This window comes from Parabacteroides sp. ZJ-118 (genome assembly GCF_011038785.1).
Taxonomy (GTDB): Bacteria; Bacteroidota; Bacteroidia; order Bacteroidales; family Tannerellaceae; genus Parabacteroides.
Genome location: NZ_JAAKDT010000002.1, coordinates 1 through 18,847 on the forward strand (window position 1 = coordinate 1; position 18,847 = coordinate 18,847).

The 18,847-nt window shown below is 46.7% G+C and carries 18 protein-coding genes and 1 pseudogene; 6 read left to right on the forward strand and 13 right to left on the reverse strand.

Going from position 1 to position 18,847, the window contains the following annotated elements; translation table 11 throughout:
• Both G7Y39_RS00910 and G7Y39_RS00915 read left to right on the forward strand, forming a co-directional pair.
• Window positions 1-229: ATP-binding protein (locus G7Y39_RS00910; RefSeq protein ID WP_165154149.1), on the forward strand; the 229-nt coding region annotated here is incomplete at its 5' end.
• Window positions 230-781: 552 nt separating this feature from the next.
• Window positions 782-1,042 (forward strand): hypothetical protein, encoded by a 261-nt coding sequence (locus G7Y39_RS00915; protein WP_165154151.1) that lies wholly within the window; start codon window positions 782-784, stop codon window positions 1,040-1,042.
• Between the two features lie 116 nt (window positions 1,043-1,158).
• Here G7Y39_RS00915 and G7Y39_RS00920 read toward each other — a convergent pair whose 3' ends face one another.
• Both G7Y39_RS00920 and G7Y39_RS00925 read right to left on the reverse strand, forming a co-directional pair.
• Window positions 1,159-1,647, reverse strand: coding sequence for a 3'-5' exonuclease (locus G7Y39_RS00920; RefSeq protein WP_165154153.1), 489 nt, complete (start codon window positions 1,645-1,647; stop codon window positions 1,159-1,161).
• A 12-nt stretch (window positions 1,648-1,659) separates the two neighbouring features.
• Window positions 1,660-1,887 (reverse strand): hypothetical protein, encoded by a 228-nt coding sequence (locus G7Y39_RS00925; RefSeq protein ID WP_206225130.1) that lies wholly within the window; start codon window positions 1,885-1,887, stop codon window positions 1,660-1,662.
• A gap of 249 nt (window positions 1,888-2,136) precedes the next feature.
• On the opposite strand from G7Y39_RS00925, the pseudogene G7Y39_RS13845 reads away from it, so the two are divergent.
• Window positions 2,137-2,235 (forward strand): annotated as a pseudogene (locus G7Y39_RS13845) (cell filamentation protein Fic); the annotation flags it as partial.
• A 28-nt stretch (window positions 2,236-2,263) separates the two neighbouring features.
• Entirely contained in the window at window positions 2,264-3,412 is a 1,149-nt protein-coding gene (locus tag G7Y39_RS00935; RefSeq protein ID WP_165154155.1) for an acyltransferase, read from the forward strand.
• A 39-nt stretch (window positions 3,413-3,451) separates the two neighbouring features.
• Here G7Y39_RS00935 and G7Y39_RS00940 read toward each other — a convergent pair whose 3' ends face one another.
• The 11 genes from G7Y39_RS00940 to G7Y39_RS00990 form a co-directional block, all read right to left on the reverse strand.
• The gene (locus tag G7Y39_RS00940; RefSeq protein WP_165154157.1) at window positions 3,452-4,075 is read right to left on the reverse strand and encodes a chloramphenicol acetyltransferase; all 624 of its coding nucleotides are present in this window, start codon (window positions 4,073-4,075) and stop codon (window positions 3,452-3,454) included.
• Window positions 4,072-4,581 (reverse strand): GNAT family N-acetyltransferase, encoded by a 510-nt coding sequence (locus tag G7Y39_RS00945; RefSeq protein WP_165154159.1) that lies wholly within the window; start codon window positions 4,579-4,581, stop codon window positions 4,072-4,074. The genes G7Y39_RS00940 and G7Y39_RS00945 overlap by 4 nt, the downstream gene beginning before the upstream one ends.
• Window positions 4,582-4,640: 59 nt before the next feature.
• The gene (gene gldN, locus G7Y39_RS00950; RefSeq protein ID WP_165154161.1) at window positions 4,641-5,732 is read right to left on the reverse strand and encodes a gliding motility protein GldN; all 1,092 of its coding nucleotides are present in this window, start codon (window positions 5,730-5,732) and stop codon (window positions 4,641-4,643) included.
• A 10-nt stretch (window positions 5,733-5,742) separates the two neighbouring features.
• Window positions 5,743-7,311 carry a gliding motility protein GldM gene (gldM, locus tag G7Y39_RS00955; protein WP_165154163.1) on the reverse strand — a complete coding sequence of 523 codons (1,569 nt, stop codon included), beginning with the start codon at window positions 7,309-7,311 and terminating at the stop codon, window positions 5,743-5,745.
• Window positions 7,312-7,317: 6 nt separating this feature from the next.
• Complete coding sequence (gene gldL, locus G7Y39_RS00960) at window positions 7,318-8,403, reverse strand: gliding motility protein GldL (RefSeq protein ID WP_241159933.1); 1,086 nt, start codon at window positions 8,401-8,403, stop codon at window positions 7,318-7,320.
• 51 nt (window positions 8,404-8,454) lie between these two features.
• Window positions 8,455-9,882 carry an SUMF1/EgtB/PvdO family nonheme iron enzyme gene (locus G7Y39_RS00965; RefSeq protein ID WP_165154172.1) on the reverse strand — a complete coding sequence of 476 codons (1,428 nt, stop codon included), beginning with the start codon at window positions 9,880-9,882 and terminating at the stop codon, window positions 8,455-8,457.
• 3 nt (window positions 9,883-9,885) lie between these two features.
• Window positions 9,886-10,833: a type IX secretion system membrane protein PorP/SprF gene (locus tag G7Y39_RS00970; RefSeq protein ID WP_165154174.1), complete on the reverse strand. Its 948-nt coding sequence runs from the start codon at window positions 10,831-10,833 to the stop codon at window positions 9,886-9,888.
• Window positions 10,834-10,972: 139 nt separating this feature from the next.
• Window positions 10,973-11,194, reverse strand: a complete 222-nt coding sequence (locus tag G7Y39_RS00975) for a DUF2795 domain-containing protein (RefSeq protein ID WP_005633363.1) — start codon at window positions 11,192-11,194, stop codon at window positions 10,973-10,975.
• Window positions 11,195-11,266: 72 nt separating this feature from the next.
• Window positions 11,267-11,830: a cob(I)yrinic acid a,c-diamide adenosyltransferase gene (locus G7Y39_RS00980; protein ID WP_165154176.1), complete on the reverse strand. Its 564-nt coding sequence runs from the start codon at window positions 11,828-11,830 to the stop codon at window positions 11,267-11,269.
• A gap of 19 nt (window positions 11,831-11,849) precedes the next feature.
• Entirely contained in the window at window positions 11,850-12,590 is a 741-nt protein-coding gene (locus tag G7Y39_RS00985) for an O-methyltransferase (RefSeq protein ID WP_165154178.1), read from the reverse strand.
• A 182-nt stretch (window positions 12,591-12,772) separates the two neighbouring features.
• A complete protein-coding gene (locus tag G7Y39_RS00990; protein ID WP_206225131.1) occupies window positions 12,773-15,433 on the reverse strand; it encodes a transglutaminase domain-containing protein in 2,661 nt (886 codons plus the stop codon).
• A gap of 112 nt (window positions 15,434-15,545) precedes the next feature.
• Between G7Y39_RS00990 and G7Y39_RS00995 the strand changes: the two genes are divergently transcribed.
• Window positions 15,546-17,045 (forward strand): potassium/proton antiporter, encoded by a 1,500-nt coding sequence (locus G7Y39_RS00995; RefSeq protein ID WP_165154182.1) that lies wholly within the window; start codon window positions 15,546-15,548, stop codon window positions 17,043-17,045.
• Between the two features lie 244 nt (window positions 17,046-17,289).
• Window positions 17,290-18,840, forward strand: coding sequence for a PglZ domain-containing protein (locus G7Y39_RS01000; RefSeq protein ID WP_165154184.1), 1,551 nt, complete (start codon window positions 17,290-17,292; stop codon window positions 18,838-18,840).
• The last annotated feature ends 7 nt before the right edge of the window (window positions 18,841-18,847 follow it).

The following is an 18,847-nucleotide window of genomic DNA, read 5'->3' on the forward strand; positions in this document are numbered from 1 at the left end:
CGACTTCGGAATCAAGAAGCTCAATAACGAGCAGATACTCGACCTGATGGAAATCATCGAGGACCGCCACGGGCGCAAATCAACCATAATCGCCTCGCAGATACCGGTCGCAGACTGGTATGACTGCCTGGAGACCAACACCACCGCCGCCGACGCAATACTCGACCGGATGGTGCACTCTGCCATACGTTTTGAACTGAAAGGAGATAGTCTGAGAAAAAATCATTAACTTTGCCGCATCAAAAGTGTCCCAGCCTCCTCCGGCGCACTGTCCCAGTCTGCTCCGGTTTTTCCAACAAAGTTCGTCATTGCTTTTGAGTACGTGAAATTTTTATCCCCATTAATTTTCTACTGAGCCGCTTATTCTCAACGGACTAAACTGAAATTTAACGAAGTATTAATAAATGGGATTTTGTAAACGAACACCGCAAAGCTATGTACTTATTAGAATTATCAAAATAGACTGTATCTCAATGATTTATGTATATTTACATAATTCGGAAATTATTTTACGGCACAGCGGCTTGACTAGGTATTCCGAAACATTTCGACTCTATAGAAAAGTTGTGAGGGTGGGGGCTATCTTTTGAGAAGGTCATGCTTACCAACACGCCCCCAATGCGACGAAGGCTGAGCAAAAAGTAGGTTAGGATACTTGCGCCACGCACCTAAGATGCTTTGCCAACGCACCTAAGATACTTGAGGGATGGACCTAAGATGCTTTTTATACAAAACAAAGCCTAACCGCGTGACGGATATCGTTTCCTCCAATACATTTTTTATGATTCAAGAAGCAGAAACTTGGATTTTGTCTCAGCCTGATGTCTTGAAGAAAGAGGGCTTGAAGAACCTGTCGTATAATCGGACTGATTTGACTCGCATTTCCAATCCCTGCGACCTTGTGGGGAGAGTTTATGAGGATAATGGACGTAATTATCATAAAGTGCGTGATTTCATCCGTTTATTCCCATCACTTGATGCAGGTAAATTAACTTCTACCTTCACAGACTTTACCGATTTGATTGAAGCGTTGAAGCAATAATTTTTTTGTCGCAGACTCACTTAATATGCAGTGATAGCTAAGGGTTGGCTATTACTGCATAGAACTGTTCGCAAAGTTAAGACAGCGGTGTATCAGATTTGGTGTCACCTAATTTTTTATAAAAGTTTCAATGCTATCGCTGCACAAGCCTCGGCATCACAAAGCGCGTGATGGTGGTTTTCCATGTCATAGCCGCAGGCTGCCGCCGACAAATGGAGCTGATGGCTGGGTATATCAAGACAACGACGGGAAGCAGCAAGGGTACAATGAAACTCGTACCCGGGATATTCCATATCATATTCTTGAAATACCGCTTTCAGACAACTCTCATCAAAGGGACGATTGTGTGCTACGAGCGGTAAACCTTTGATTTTATCCGCCACCTGTGCCCACACTTCCGGGAATGTCGGTTGCCCGTCGGTGTCACGACGGGTGAGGCCGTGAACTTCAGTAGTCCAATATGTATAGTAATTGGGAACTGGCTGAATAAGGCTGTAGAATTTATCAACAATCTCACCGTTTCGTACTATGACTATACCGACACTGCATACACTGGAACGGCGACCATTGGCGGTTTCAAAATCTATCGCTACAAAATCTTGCATTGTCAGTCGTTCTTATAAAGTTCGTACATTTCCGAAATCCACTCCTTCATGGTCTTGCGAAGTGATGCCGAACTGCTCATAGATTGCGTCACGCCAACGGTTGAACGTGGCACGTTGTAGCCCGTGTCCATCACTGAAATCTTTGTCTCGCGACCAGCGGTCGGAAAGATCTTTATGCGAAATTTTTCCTGCTCGACGAATTGTATTTATCAGCCAAGTGTATTTTTGCAGTTGGTTCATATTGGTTATATTTTACATACCGCGAAGATAATTAAACCCTATCGCATTTTGCGATACAGGATTAAGAATAATCATGAATTCTCTTTAGCCTTTCAACGAGCCGATACTTTTTTCAAGTGTTTACTCATAACTTAACCCATTGGAAAAAATATCAGATACAGACTAAGGTTTTCTTTCGTTTTATTTTCTAACTTTGTCATTGCTTAGAGGTTTTGTCCTCTTTCTTTTCTTAGTGAAACCAGCTAGCCTTTCTTGGAGTTTATGGCTGGGCAGTTGAAAAAATCCCTCTCTCTGGAGAGGGAACGACTCAATGCTTTACAAAAGAGGGGGGTTAGTTTTATATTCTAAATTATCAAAAATGAGCTCAAACAAATTGATGTCAAACACAAAAATCTCAGCGGCCGCATTTGCAGACACAAAACCTCATTACGACCTTCTTGATGGATTGAGAGGTGTCGCTGCGCTAATGGTTATATTTTATCATGTATTCGAGGCATTTGCGACGAGTCCCATTGATCAACAATTTAATCACGGCTATTTAGCTGTTGATTTCTTCTTTATCCTGTCTGGGTTCGTGATTGGTTACGCTTATGATGACCGATGGAAAACCATGGTCACAAAGGATTTTATCAAACGTCGATTGATCCGTTTGCATCCGATGGTTATCCTAGGGGCCGTTTTGGGAGTTATTGCGTTTTACATACAAGGGTGTGAGAAGTGGGATGGTACGCAGGTCTCCATTCCCATGGTGATGCTGGCATTGCTTATCAATCTTTTTTTGATACCGGCTGTACCTGGCTCTGGACCTGAGATCCGAGGGAATGGTGAGATGTTTCCTTTGAATGGCCCTAGTTGGTCTTTGTTCTTTGAGTATATCGGGAATATTATGTACGCTTTGTTGATTCGTCGGATGTCAACGAAGGCCCTTACGGCACTTGTTGTCTCGGCGGGAATTGGATTGGCTTCGTTCGCTATATTCAATTTTTCCGGTGCGGGGCACTTGGGTGTGGGGTGGACGATGGAAGAGTACAACCTGATCGGTGGCTTTTTACGGGTGTTATTTTCTTTCTCTATGGGATTGCTAATGTCGCACGTATTTAAGCCCATTCCTGTTAAAGGAGCCTTTTGGATCTGTAGTTTGGCGATTGTTTTCTTACTCTCCATGCCCTATGTCGGTGACAGTGAGGCTTTATGGATGAATGGGATCTATGATTCTGTATGTGCGATCTTAATATTTCCTATGCTTGTTTATCTGGGGGCGTCCGGGAAAACAACCGATAAACACTCCGCTCGTATTTGTAAATTCTTGGGTGATATCTCTTATCCTTTATATATGGTACATTATCCGCTCATATACCTGTATTTTGGGTGGGTGAAGAAGGAGAACCTGATATTTGCGGAAGCATGGCCGGAAGCGTTGACCTTGGTTATCGGAAGTATAGTATTGGCTTACATTAGCTTGAAGCTATACGATGAGCCGTTCCGTAGATATTTGGCAAGGCGTTTTTTGTCGATGCGCGAATAACTTCGCCATGGCTGTGTGTTGTGCTGTCCGGTGCATTATTTAGTCTTTATCCGCTATACGATCTAAGAGGATCGATACATGCTTGCCGTCCATCAATCCATGATGAGCCGTTATGGAGATAGGGAGCATCTGACGCCCGTTCTGCTCGACTAGCTTTCCGGTGGAGATGCGGGTGGCAGAATCGCTTGTACGGAAAGAGGAAGCATGTTTCATCTCCGTGAAGGCGATCCATGGAACCGGGGAGAAACGGACTAGATCTTGCCGGTCAGACTCCCTGTCTCTGCAAAGGCCGGTGAGAGCTTGCACACGCTCGATTTCTCTCTGTGCGTTTCGAAGGAACAGCTGTCGGTTCGGGGTATATTCGAAGAAGCCGAAGCCGAATGTTCCGTCTTTCCGCCCGATCGTTGTTCCCACGTGGATTCGGTCGAAGCAGACAGGGAGGTTGTCGATGATCCGGTACCGGAACACTTCCACCTCATTAACGGCTGTCATAATCTTATGTAAGGAGTAGAGGAAAAAAGAGGCATGATCCGCTTTTGCCTCTTTATAGATGGAGGTCACGTCTATCCGAGTGGTCAGCCCAAAAAAAGGGTCGTCCATGGAACTGAAAAACAGGAAATGTTCTTTCCGGTTCCAATGCTCCAAGTCAATAGGATGTTTCATGATTCTTTATCGGTTGGGTTTACTATTTTGTGGAAAGCGATGCGTTCCGTACCATTTGCTATGTAAATGATACCGCATCGTTCGAAACCATGCTTTTTCAATACGTTCTGCATGACGATATTATCCCGATGGGTGTCAATACGGATATTATTGTGATGAGCGAATGCCCATTCCAGACATTCGGTGGAGATTCCCTTTTGCTTGCCGTTGGAGGCTATGCGATGGATTACGGCATAAGGCTCATCGTTCAGCCATTCGCCTTCGTAGATCTTTAGGTAGGTAGGATCGATCCCCTCGATGTAGCAAAAGGTTCCTACTAAATCGCCCTGCTCATTTTCACACACGAAACTATGGCCAGCCTTGATCTCGTTGGAGATCAAGGCCTCGGAAGGATATCCATTGATCCATTGATTGCCGTTGCCATGTTCCCGCATGAATCTGCGTGCATAATCGTAAATAGCCATCACCTCGGCCAGTTCTTCTTGTCGTGTTTGTCTGATATTCATGATCGGTAGAAAAAGTTACTCTGCAAAAGTAGCCTATGACAGGCGTATGTGTCTTCTTTTTATCTTCTGCGTCGTACGCTGCGCACAGGGGCGGATTTCTCTGCTTTCGGTGCATTTACCTTAGCCGCTTTCTCAGGAGCGGCCTCCTTGGTGGAGCCTTTGTCTTTCCGGGCGCTTCTCTTGGCAGCCTTCTTTGCGGCTTTGCTATCTGCCGCTACTTGAGTCGTATCCGGTTGATACCAAAGTGATTTCTCAAATCCGGTCAGTTGGCTTTCGATACGAGCTTGCTCGTTCTTTAAGGAATCCGGTGTCGGGCAATACGCCTGCAACGGTAGGTTCATCAAGTTTTGGGTCTTGATGATATCCCCCTCGAACATACGGCGACGGAAATAGTCGTCCATCGTGAAAGTCATGGCGTTATTTATATTAGACGTCATGATATATGAATTGCTGATATACGGACGTATGTTCTCGTAAGGCAACCAGAACATGGGCATGGTAGTCTCCCCTATATCACCTGTAGAGGAAAGGATCGGGCAAATCGCCAATATCTTGACATCAAAAGCGGAATTGTTCTGATCGAAATACCAGGCTTCTTTTACATAATACGACCGTACGTCGGCTGCCGGTATATCGCTCTCATTGATTACGAAGGTCGGTTCCTCGCCCGCTCTTCCCGGCACCTCCTCATAAAGAATATAAAAGCGATCTAGCAAATCCTTGAAGTTGATCAAATGGGCTTCGTCAAACTCTTCATATCCGTCCAGATATTCATAGGCCTTGAGCTTGTTCTCTCCTAAAAGCTGGAAGATTACGGAGAAAAGATTCATCTGTCCGTTCATCGGGCGGGTCGGGTAATAAAGCGGAGCGTTCTGTTCTTTCATCAAGTCTACCTGCCGGTAGATAATACGCATCCAGCGAGCGTTCCCGATCTCTTGCGTCAAACGCTCGTTCATATCTTGGGCTCGTACGGTCAGTTCGGGTAAACCGGTATCTTTCTTATCGTTTCTTTCCCCACGGCTGGCTTGAGGCGAGCGGCGACGCGTTTGTTGTTGCTGCGTAGCTTCGTTCTCAACTTCTTCTTGTGCGTGAAGAGGCATCGCTGTTAAAAAAGTGGCGGCCAAAGCGGCTATGTAATACAGATGTTTCATACTGCGAATCTTAATTTACGATTACTTCGATAGTCGGTATGGTACGTTCGATACCGTCCGGACCTTTCGCGACCACGCGGGTGATATAAAAACGTTTTCCCTTACTTAGATTGCGGATATAGTTTTTCTGACGTCGCGAGAAGTTGGTTCCTTCGGCCACTTCCGGGATAGCGTTACCCATGGAGTCGAAGAAAGTCAGCTCAAAACGTAATACCGTATATTTTACATTTAGCAAATCATCGTCGATAGCGGCCAAAATACCGTCAGCCTCTACCAAGCTACGTTTGGAGATCATACCTCCCTTGAACTTACGGACGTTGCCGTTTTGATCCTTATACTCGATATAAGGTAGGGGATCGGGGAGGGCACGCACGCGGAAACTCGTCTTTGCCATCTCTATGTTCCGGCCATCTGCCATACGAGCGTTTACCGTGATCACGGCTTCCGTCCCTACTTTAGACGGGCGGGCTTCCCAGCCATCCTTGCTACGGGTTAATGTGCCGTTCGTCATGGTAGCCGTCACGTTTCCGCTCGGTACACCCGGGACGGCGATACGCATCGGGTTGGCGATACCGGCATATAATACGTTCATCAATGTCGGGGCTACGGTAGCTGTCGGCTCCGTCACGAAATACTCGCTTTCGAAATCCCGGCGCATGATGCTGCCGTCGCTATTCGGCATCTCGACATAACCTTTGATGGGGAATGTACCGGCTGCTCCGGCATTCACCGTGAAGACACCTTTATTCTCGTAAGGTAATTCGTTCCCGTTTACATAAATCGTAGGACGTTTTGTGGAGTCTACCGCCGATAATACGATATTCGCTTTGTACTGGCTTCCCCGCATAACAATCTGGCTTTCTGGGATCACCTGCGCCGTGATCTGGTTCACACGGTAATCGCCCACGTCTACACTATTCAATAAGTTCGATAAGACCTCACCTTCGGTGTAGCGAATGTCACTTTGCATTTTGGTCAACAAGGTAACGGCCGCAGCGACGGGCATATTCTCGAACAGAGCCTCTTCCCAAGTACGGGTATTGATTCCCGCTTTACGAGGGGGAGTCGTGCTTAGGTTCGCCTCCAATACGGCTGTCTTCGCCGAATCTTCGATAAAACCGCCCATCCAGATACGATACTTATCGATTTCCGCTCTCAGCTTTTTACCTTCTCCACTTACCGGAGAGAGCATTACGCGGGAGGCGGCTTCCAAATCATCCTTGTGCTCAATGCTGTTCACGTTGGCATTCTCACCATCAGCTACCTTTGCGATACGGATCTTTAAATCTTGTATATATGCGTAAAGGTTATCCGAGGCTCTTTTTACCTCACGGGCTTTCAACGCCCACTCGCCCACCTTTTGGGGATTCTCTTGGTAATAAGCTTCCATCTCGTCCGCTACGATCTTATTTCGGCGGGAGGTGTTATCGATAGAGGTTCGCAAGCTACCTTCCACCAATTCAAAACCATCCAGCACCTCCGATGACACGTTCAGTGCCATCATGGCGATGAACACCAGATACATCAGGTTGATCATCCGCTGACGGGGAGAATTGGGATTATTTGATATTCCTGCCATATTTCTTTACTTCATTGGGTTGTTTGTATACGGAGCCTGTTGTCGCTGTTGGTAACCATACGGTTGCTGATAGGGCTGTTGGTAACTGGGCTGTTGTGGCTGCTGATACATTGGTTGTTGAGGTTGTTGTCGCGGCGGTTGTTGGTAACCCATATTTACTGTCATCGCTTGCAATAAACGGCTGTATACTTGGTTCAATTCGGTCAATTGGCGAGTCATCTTTTCCGTCTCGTTACGGAATGCGGAGCTATCTACCACCGATCCGTCGTACATCTCACGGATACGGTTCAAGCCGCTGTTGATATGCTCGATAGACTCGATCTGCGAGCTGATGCTCTTCAACTGGATCTCATAGATCGTATTCAGTCCGGACACATTACGATTCAATTGCTCCATTTGGTGTACGTAACCGCGGGAGTTCTGGCTGATGCCATCGGAATTATCTGTGATGCTCTTATAAGAGTTCAACAGCGTATCGGATACGTTCGTAAGCGAATTTGTCACTTGACTAAAACGCTCCATGCTCTCGGAAATGCCGGATAATTGCTCCAGGTATTTTTGGGTAGCTTCCGTCAATTCTGCCATCTTGTAGATTTGCTCGGCCGCTCCGCTTAATTTCTTGATGCTCTCGGATAAGTTCCTGGTATCTGCTTCCGTCACATCCAGACTACCTGCGATATTCAAGGATCCTCCTCTTCGCACATTCGCCTTAGACGCTGCCGGACCGATATTTATTCCCCCCACTATCTCATCGTCTTCTACATTATCCGTAGAATCGATCCTGGTTGAGATCGGCGTACCGGTGAAATCCGGACGGTCCATCGGGTTCTTTGATTTCAATACGGGGAAAACATCTTCCCAATGATATTCCTTGTTCGGATGCTCGAACGCCGAGATAAAGAATACGATAGACTCGGTGATCATCGCCACGAACAAGATTTGGTTAGCGTATGGCAAATGTAATAACTTAAACAACGCACCGAGGATTACGATGGACGCACCCCAACTATACAGGAAGTTTAATACTCGTTTCCCTCTTTCGCTGGAGAGAAACATCTCCAGTCTGTTTTTATATCTTCTATATTTTCCCATCGTCGTATTATTGTCTTAAATGATTCAAAACTTTAAATTTATAAATCCCGCTTATTTCTTCCCCTTGGAGCGAGAGAATCCTATTTGGGTACGTGCGCAACGGAAACCGACGTAAGAACGGCTCTCGTTCTGGAACTCGAAAGTACGCATGTCCGAACGGATAAATTGTGAGACATCTTTCCATGAACCCCCTCGCACTACTTTCTTTTTCATGGCGTATGGATCGTTCTTGGCGGCGTTGTAACGCAGATCCGGGTTCATGTCGCTCATCTGGCTCGGACCGGACTCGGAGTAGGACGTTGAAGTCCATTCCGCCACGTTGCCTGCCATATCGTATAACCCGAACTCATTCGGGGCGAAAGAGCCTACGCGAGACGTGATCAAATGGCCATCCTCCGTATAATTGCCTTTACCCGGCTTGAAGTTGCCCAAGAAACAACCCTTGCCGTCTTGAAGCTCGTCGGTAGACCAAGGGAACTTATTTTCGTTCTTACCCGTGCGGGCGGCATATTCCCATTCTCCCTCGGACGGAAGGCGGAACGGCTCTATCAATTGTCCCGGTGGCAAGCTCAAAGACTCTTTGTATAAATTCGTGCGCCATACGCAGAAGGCAGTCGCTTGTTCCCAGGAAACGCCGACCACGGGATAATCATCGTAGCCTGGATGCGAGAAATACATGCGGGTATAGGGCTCGTTATACGCATTCTTAAAATCGTTCACCCAGCAATTCTCGTCCGGATAGATATTGACGATACGGGTGTTCAGGAAATCCCATTCGCTACTTAACGGACGGGTGATCGTCTCGTTGACTACACGTCCCTCATCGTCGATGTAAGCGGTATCCTTGGAGATCATGACTGCCTCGTTCGGATCTACCTGAATATCCGTATTACGAACCCGGTCCATCGGGTTCAACTGATTCTTGCGGAGGGCGGCGGCGGTATAGTCGTACCACTCGTATTTATAGATCATTTGTTTGGGATCCAAACCTTTCTCTCCGGTAACGGGATTCGTGTAATAGACACTTTCTATCGCACGTTGCTCATCCTCGTTCGCCCGTCGCCAAGGGATCGGACGGTTCCAATCCAAATGCGGAGTGACAGGCTCCCCGTATCGGTCTTCCGTGATCTTGAACAGATCGTTGCCTCCATAAGCTGGGTCTGCCAAGCGTTCACGGATAATAGAGTCTCTCACCCAATAAACAAACTGGCGGTATTTGGCGTTCGTTACCTCTGTCTGATCCATCCAGAACGCATCAAAAGAGACCCCTTTTGTCTCCGGCATGATTCCCCACAAGGAATCCTTGTCGGCGGGACCCATCTCGAACGAACCTCTTTTAACCAGGACCATTCCATACGGCGCAGGTTCATTGAACGCTACCGATCTGACACCTGTTACCTCACCGCCGGCACTCCGGAGAGACTTACCGCAGGAGGTAAACAAGGCTACCGTCACAAGTACTAATAATACTTTCTTCATATACTATAATATGCGTACACTTTTATGTCTATTTTTTCCTGTCTTCGTTTTGTTCAGCTTTAAGGCATACTTGACACATAGCTCGTGGCTTCCGCTACTAGCCCGGCCTAGAGCCGTGGTTGGGAAATCAAAGGCGTAACCCGCATGGATACGACCTAGCTTTATACCGAACATGATGCCCACCGATTCATTCACTCGATAGGAAAAACCACCGTTAAACATCTTATTATATTCCAGCCTAGCGGTAATATCCGCATGAAAACTTTGCATGTCTGTCAGCAAGAACACCGAAGGCTGTAACTCTATCAACGGATTCTTTAATTGAATATTGTATCCACCCATTAAATTAAGTGAACGACCTACATAGGTATAGGCGTTCTCGTCCAGTTGAAGCTCCGGTTGGGTGATATGCGTCATGCCAAACCCGGCGTAAAACCGTTTATGGGTATAGCAAATACCGAAGTTCATGTCCAACCCCATGCTGCTGACCTGCTCTACAGGGATGGCAGCATCGGTCTCTTGATGGTATTCGGACTCAACCTTTATCACCTTGGTCCCGTCGAACGACTGGTTGACTAAGCCGATTTGCAGACCTCCGCTCAAGACTCCCCCGAATAACTTATACATATAGGCGTATTGCGCCCCTACATGCGTATTCTGGAAAAGTCCGATCGCCTCGGTAAATACAACCAATCCGACACCGTGATTCGTCTTGCCTAAAGTGAGCGGCATATCCGCCGTAATGAAAAACGACATGGGCGCCCCCTGCACGCCGACCGTCTCCATGCGAGCGAGAGCCAATATATTCAAATCCTCCGTTGCTCCAGCCACCGCTGGGTTATAATACGGTTTCGCCATGTAGTATTGGCTTAGGCGTGCGTCATACTGCGCCCGTACGATTCCCGCGCGGGCACACAAAAGAATCAAGACCGAAAGAAGACATCTTCTCATTTAAACATTCACTTCACGCTGTAGTTACAAACGCAGCAAATTCGGATAAATTGTATTTTTATAAAAAACAACGAGGCAGGGGAACCCGACCGTCCGCCACCTCGTTCTTCTATTTCTTAGTTTTCAGTTCTCAATTGAACTAGTATTCTTCCTCGTTGAAGAAAAAGTCTTCTTTACTTGGATAATCCGGCCAAATGTCTTCCATGCACTCGTAAATCTCACCTTCATCTTCCATTTCCTGCAGATTCTCAATCACTTCTAATGGCGCACCGGAACGTTGTGCATAATCAATAAGTTCATCTTTCGTCGCAGGCCAGGGTGCGTCTTCCAATTTTGAAGCTAACTCTAATGTCCAATACATAGCTGTCAAGTATTAATAATCGCCGAAGCGATCTGGTTTCCTATTTTCTTCGCGAAAATATGATTTTATTTATTATACGCAAGTATAATCCCAAATAATTTCTTTACCGTTATTATTTATGCATTCTTTTCGTGCCAGTACGAAGAAATAATCCGATAAACGGTTCATAAGTATCAATACAGGCTCCTCAACGGGGTAATCCTTGGCCAAGCGATAAATTTGTCGCTCGGCACGGCGGCAAACGGTTCGGCAAACGTGTGCGAGGGCGGCCGATCGACATCCTCCCGGCAGGATGAACGCATGCATTTTCGGCAGCTCGTTATCCAGACGGTCTATCTCCCGCTCGATACGCTCGATGCTCTCGGGCGTTACCTTGCTCTCGATCTTCAATTCCGTAGTCGCTTGATCCGTGGCCAGGTAAGAACCGATCGTGAATAGCTTATGCTGGATGAATGATAAGAAATCGGTGTCTTTCTCTTCATCCAAGGCCGTGATTAATAATCCGATAAAGGAGTTTAGCTCATCTACGGTGCCATAGCTCTCGATCCGATCGTGCGCTTTCGACACGCGTTGCCCACCTACCAGTGAAGTGGTCCCTTTATCGCCTGTTCCGGTATAGATAATACTCTTCTTCATATCAGACTTGTTTTGAATCCTAAAAATAAACAATATAATCTCGTTTGTGCAATTTCTTGTTGAATAAAACAATCCCTAGCGAGTAGAGGTCTAAGGTGACCGTCACCTCCGGGCACGTACAGATCCCTTCCCAAAATTCACGCATCTTACGGCTCGCTTTGATTCCCTCAATAACGAATACCGTATCGTTGTGCGCATATTTCACACATTCATTAAACAGCCATAGATTGTTATGTTGTTCATATAAAGTGTTGAAAAAAACAAAATCTAAGCTGTTTATATCTATTAAGGCCTTGGGAAGCAGATTCTTATAATTACCGATACGCAAATCGACGGGATTACGTCCCTCTTTAGCGAATGCTTGACGGGCAATCGCGGCGAATTCCGGTATATTCTCCAAGGCGACACATCCCAATCCCGTGGCATAGGAGGTTAGGTATAAGGTAGAGAGTCCCATCGAGGTTCCTATCTGGAGGATATTCCGGGACTTGAAATAGTTTGTCAAACGGAACAATAAAGCGCCATGCTTGGGTCGGATGGCTTCCCGTTTCACGATCTCGCCAATAGGGCGGGTCTGTAATAACTGCTTACGCAAAAGCTCTATATCATAGAAACTATAATAGGCGCATTTTTCCTCGATGACCTTCGTGATGAGGTTAAAAACGAAGGGCGAATGCACTCCGAATCCTTTACGGTAGCGGATGCTGCGATACAAGAGCGACCCTTTTCGTAATGTATAAACCTTTGGTAGTATTTGCATTCCTTTTTATCATTGGGCAACGAGACCTTGCCATTTACCGCGAACTTACATAAAAAATGCGATTAGCATAAGCCACCGGTCATTAAACGGGGTTATAATGACACAGTGCCTGATCGATCACAGTCGTGATCCGATCGTTTTACATAGGTAAAACAATCAGATCACACTTGTGAAACGATCTGTTATAACTTATGTATCACTTTCATCAACTGCTCGCCTAAGCCAATTGTATAGCCTTGAGAGACGAATACGACACGGTTGAATGTATCGGCGATCAAGAAGATCGGCAAGGTATTGGCGTTTTGCAATTTCATCGCCGTAGCCATTTCCTTTTGGATCGCTCCATCGATATCCAGACCGTAGGTGATCGTTCCCGGTAAATCGCCGAACTCTTTCGGATCGAAGTTCTTATATCCCTTTTCGTCCGGGAAGAGAAGCACGATGCCTCGTCCCCAATCCTCCAGTTCCTTCTTCACGGCGGCGATATCACGCATCGCATGGTTCGTCGGTTCTTGGCGGGAGCCTAAAAGCGCTACGATATAGTAACCGCGCCCGGTAGTCGCCAGCAAACTGGTTTCCTCGCCGTTGTCCGTACGTTTGAATTTATTTTCGGAGTTAAAGTTGCCGATTACCTGTATCTCGTCCTTGCTTTCACGCATCTCCAACTTGATCGGGGTGGTCTTGTCTGCCTCCACATTGAAAAACTCGATCTCGGCCAATACGCTACCGTTTGCCATACGTGTACCGGTCGCTAACATATAATTACCTTCATCCATAGACAACGGTTTTTTCAATAGTCCGCTCCAAGTATCTCCCAAGCCCATATCCACATTGCCGCCTCTCTCGAAATTCAAGGTCTGTAAAGTGCCATTCGGCAAAACCTTGGCGATCGTGAAGTGACTGTAATATTTCGGGTCTTGCAGCGCCTTGATCGGTTGGTAAGAAGCGATTACCCTGCCTTGTTTGGCGGTCGTTTGTACGGCAGCCTCAAAATCGACGTCTACCCAAGTGTCATCCTTGAAGTACTGGATCTTGCGGGCTACCGGCTCGATACGTGCCGGAATACCTAAGCTGCGAGCCGCGGCCACGAAGAAGATATTACGTGAACCCTTATCTGCGATACGGGATTTCCAGACACCCGCCGGCATGATCGGAATACGTTGCGCATTTAAGGCATCGTTGATGGAGATGTTCTTCTTTACCCAATCCACCAATGCTTGTGGATTCTCTACGGCTTGTTCCGCCAAGGAAGACTCCATATTCGCGGCAAAAAAACTCTTATAAGGAGTCAGGAACTCATTGACCACACGAGGATTCATGACATATTCACTGAACCATTCGCTTTGAACGGCCGGCGTATGATTCAAATGATCCGCGAGAACAGACGCCGGTGTATCACGTAGATCCTTGGCGGATATGACATCCAATAAAGCCATCGCTTGCGCACGCTTCTCGGCGGGAGTTTCCCGTAAGAACTTCTCGATCTCCATCCAGTTGCCGCGGCTACCGATCATGAAATCCTTCGTCTTCATCGGGTCGATACCCAATTCTTTCGCTAAAGCCTCTGCTTTTTCTTCCGTATAGAAAGTAGCCACATATTTGTTACGGATAGCGTCTTCCTCCAATAAACGTTTGGCGTTCGCTTCCTTTTGTCCCGGTGTAACTTCTGCGGGGATAGAGCCGTCTACCGGTGGTACGATATCTAGGACGATCGTCTCCACATCTCCCGGTTTCTTATTCAAGGCGATCGTAACCTCCCCGTCTTTCCCGAAAGAAACCTTGCTGTAGCCGAACGTGCCATCCTTGCTGGCCCATACCAACATATCGCCTTTTCCGGCGGATAGCGAACATTTACCATCTGCATCCGTCTTCTTGCGAGCTACACTGTTAAACTCGGCATAGTTATAAATCTTGAATTCTACCAAAGCCTCCTGCACCGGCTTGCCATCGATATCCGTAACCGTGATAATCGCTTTAGCCGAAGGCGCGTAATTATCGATCACGTTGATCTCGGTATACCCGTCAGTATATTCCATGACATCCTCCGGACCATTGTATTTACCGAATACTTTCGTATGCATCAACATACCCCGGTAAGCCGGGCCGTTGAACCAGCCCAGATTCAATACTGGCTCCGGCTCGCAAGCGCCGAGGAAATACCATTTACCATTCACCCAAGCTTCTACCCACGCGTGGTTATCGTCCGTATGCGCCCAGCGAGGCGTATATACCTGACGTGCGGGGATACCCACGGAGCGTAAGGCGGCTACCGTGAAGGTCGACTCCTCGCCGCAACGACCGTAAGCGGTCTTTACGGATGCCAAAGGGGAACTTGTGCGGCTATCGGAAGGCGTATAGATGACCTTCTCATGGCACCAGTGATTCACCTCCAATACAGCGTCGTACAACGAGAGACTCTTCACCCGATCTTTCAATTCATCAAAGAAAACCATGCGGCTCTCATCTAGATTCTCATTGTTGACTCGTACCGGCAATACGAAATGGCGGAAGATATCCTCCGGGATGCTATCACCCCAAGGCATCTCATTCCGTGCCTGGAAAGAGGAACGGATGTTTCTCAAATAGAAATCGCCGCTATAGTCCGTGATGTCTCCAATCGGCATATAGGCGTACATGAAGGTTAACGCCTCCCTCTCTTCGGGAGTCATTTGACCGTTAAATACTGCGAAAAGGTCTCCGTTAGGCAGGGCGGCCTGTTTCGCTTGGAAATCGTTCTCAACCTCAGCTCGGTAAGCGGCGTCGGTGATAAAATGTTGTTGGTTGTTACAACCCGTCCATGCGAGTAATGTAAACAACAGTGCGAATAGATGTTTTTTGTTCATAAAGCGGATATGTATGTCCGCCAAAAGTAATGATTCTATGCGAAATTACAAAAAGTTTGCTTTACTTTGCAATGAAGTATCAAGTCACGAATCATAAAAAAACGTTTTGTGTATGTTTCAAAATCCTGAGCAAGTGCTATTAACAGCCTCCGTGATCCTGTTTTTAAGTATATTCGCCGGTAAGGCCGGTTATCGTTTCGGTTTACCCGCTTTGTTGTTGTTCCTGGGCGTGGGGATGCTGTTTGGCAGCGATGGCTTGGGTATCCAGTTCAGCGATCCGAATGTGGCTCAGTTTATCGGTATGTTGGCGTTGAGTATCATCTTGTTCTCGGGTGGTATGGATACGAAAGTGGCGGAGGTTAAACCGATCGCCTCGCAAGGTGTGGTATTGGCCACGCTCGGGGTGCTGGCTACGACTTTCATCACGGGCGGGTTTATCTATTGGTTATTTGGTTTGTTCGGTCGATATATCACGTTGACTTTCCCGGAGTCTTTGTTGCTGGCGGCAGTTATGTCTTCTACGGACTCAGCCTCGGTCTTCTCCATCTTGCGCAGTAAAGGAGTTTATTTGAAAGAGCGTCTGCGTCCTACCTTGGAGCTGGAGAGTGGAAGCAATGACCCGATGGCTTATATGCTTACCTTGCTTCTGATCGCTTACATACAAAACGGGGGTATGAATATTTGGGAGGCCGGGTTCTCTTTGGTCATTCAATTATCGGTGGGGGCTATCGCCGGTTTCTTGTCGGGGAAACTGGCTGTGTTGATTATCAATAGGATCAATATAGATAACGAGTCTTTGTATCCGATCCTTTTATTGGCTACGGCTTTCTTCACCTTCGCCGCTACGACCTTAAGCAAGGGTAATGGCTATTTGGCAGTTTATGTCGCCGGTTTGGTGGTTGGTAACGCTAAGATTGTTCACAAGAAAAGTATAGGGACGTTCTTTGACGGTTTCGCTTGGTTGTGGCAGATCGTGATGTTCCTCACGTTAGGCTTGCTGGTGAATCCACATGAGTTATTGCCGGTGGCAGGCGTGGGTGTGCTGGTGGGAATATTTATGATCTTGATCGCCCGTCCGATTGGCGTGTTCCTTTGCTTGATACCCTATAAGAATTTCTCTGTCAAGGGTAAACTATATATCTCATGGGTGGGATTACGCGGGGCGGTTCCGATTATTTTCGCTACCTATCCGATGATCACCGGGATCGAGCATGCCGGTATGTTCTTTAATATCGTATTCTTTATCACGATTCTTTCTTTGCTGATCCAAGGAACCACGGTTACCCAAGCCGCTAAATGGCTGGATATGGTAGATGAGCCGGAGCGAAAGGATGAGTTTGGCATCGAACTTCCCGAGGAAATCAAGAGCGCTATGAGCGAGATCGACATTACTCCGGCGGTATTATCCCATGGGAATAAATTGATGCAATTGACTTTACCCGATCATACATTAGCGGTAATGGTGAAACGGGAAGGTCGCTATTTCATCCCGAAAGGAAATACGGAATTAAAGGAGAATGACAAGTTGTTAATGATCTCCGATAATGACGAGGCACTTTTGCAGGCCTATGATTCCTTGGGAGTGAAGGAGTATACGATGAAGAAAAATTAAAAAAAGCTTGTTGCCTAATAAAGGCTGGTCTTACCACTTCTCAGATTGCGGATGTTTTTTGTATTTCCAGTCCTTCCGTTACCAAAAAGAAATCTCGTATCCGCGAACGTATAAATCAAAGTAAAGAAGTGTCCATTCGCTTATCTGGATTTGGGAAAATTACGAGATCAAATACGAAACAACAGGTTTGTTTCGTCGTTATATGAAGGATTATAGTTACATTTGTAAATAAACTAGTAAGCGTATGGCAGTGAAGAAAGATAGGATACTTTGGGCAGATGACGAGATTGATTTGTTGAAACCGCACATCTTGTTCTTGCAGGACAAAGGGTATGAGGTCGTTCCGGTGGTGAGTGGTCAGGATGCCATTGACTGCTGTAAGGAACAATCGGTTGATATTATTTTTCTCGATGAGAATATGCCCGGTTTGACAGGGCTGGAGACGTTGTCGCATATCAAGGAGATCGCTCCGAATGTACCGGTCGTGATGGTAACTAAAAGCGAGGAGGAAAGTATCATGAACCAAGCGATCGGGAATAAGATCGCGGATTATCTGATCAAACCGGTCAATCCCAACCAATTGCTCCTCTCCATTAAGAAAAATGTGCATAAGAACGTGATTATCTCCGAGACGACTACGGTGGGCTATCGGCAGGAATTCGGTCGTATTGGTATGCAAATCAATGATTCCTTGACCACGGACGACTGGATGGAGGTATATAAGAAACTGGTCTACTGGGAGCTGGAGTTGGAAAGCAGCCAAGTGGCAATGACCGATATGCTCCGTATGCAAAAGGAAGAGGCGAACAACGCTTTTGCCAAATTCGTAAAGAAGAATTATGTGGACTGGATACAAAATCCGGCCGATCGCCCGTTGATGAGCCCCGACCTGTTTAAGAAGAAGGTCTTCCCGATGCTGGATAATGACGAGAAGGTATTCTTTATATTGATCGATAATTTCCGGCTGGATCAATGGCGGGTGGTGAAAGAATTACTTACTGAGTATTTTACGTTTGACGAGAGCTTGTATTACAGCATACTGCCAACCGCCACGCAATACGCCCGCAACTCCATATTCTCGGGTCTGATGCCTTTGCGAATAGAGCAGATGTTTCCGGATTTGTGGGTGGATGAGGAGAGCGAGGAAGGCAAGAATCTGAATGAGGCACCACTGATTCAAACCCAGATCGATCGGTTCCGTAAGAAATATACCTTCTGTTACAATAAGGTGCACGATTCCCAATATGGCGAGAAATTGTTGGGCGCGATCCCTTCGCTTGCTCGTAATCAACTGAATGTGATCGTGCTGAACTTCGTGGATATGCTCTCGCATGCTCGTACGGAGAGTAAGATGATCCGCGAGCTGGCGCAAAGCGAGGCGGCCTATCGTAGCTTGACTAAATCATGGTTCCAGCATTCTTCTACGCTCGAGCTGTTCAAACGAATCGCTGAGCGGGGCGGAAAAGTAATCGTTACGACCGATCATGGAACGATCCGGGTAACGAATCCGATCAAGGTGATAGGTGATAAGAACACGAACACCAATCTACGCTATAAGGTAGGCAAGAACTTGAACTACAATCCGAAAGAGGTATTCGAGATACGGGATCCGGAAAAAGTAGGACTTCCTTCCCCGAACCTAAGCAGTAAGTATGTATTTTCCTGCGGAGAGAATTTCTTCGCTTATCCGAATAATTATAACTATTACGTCTCCTATTACAAAAACACATTCCAGCACGGAGGAATCTCGATGGAGGAGATGTTGGTGCCGTTTATTACGATGGAACCGAAATGATAATATG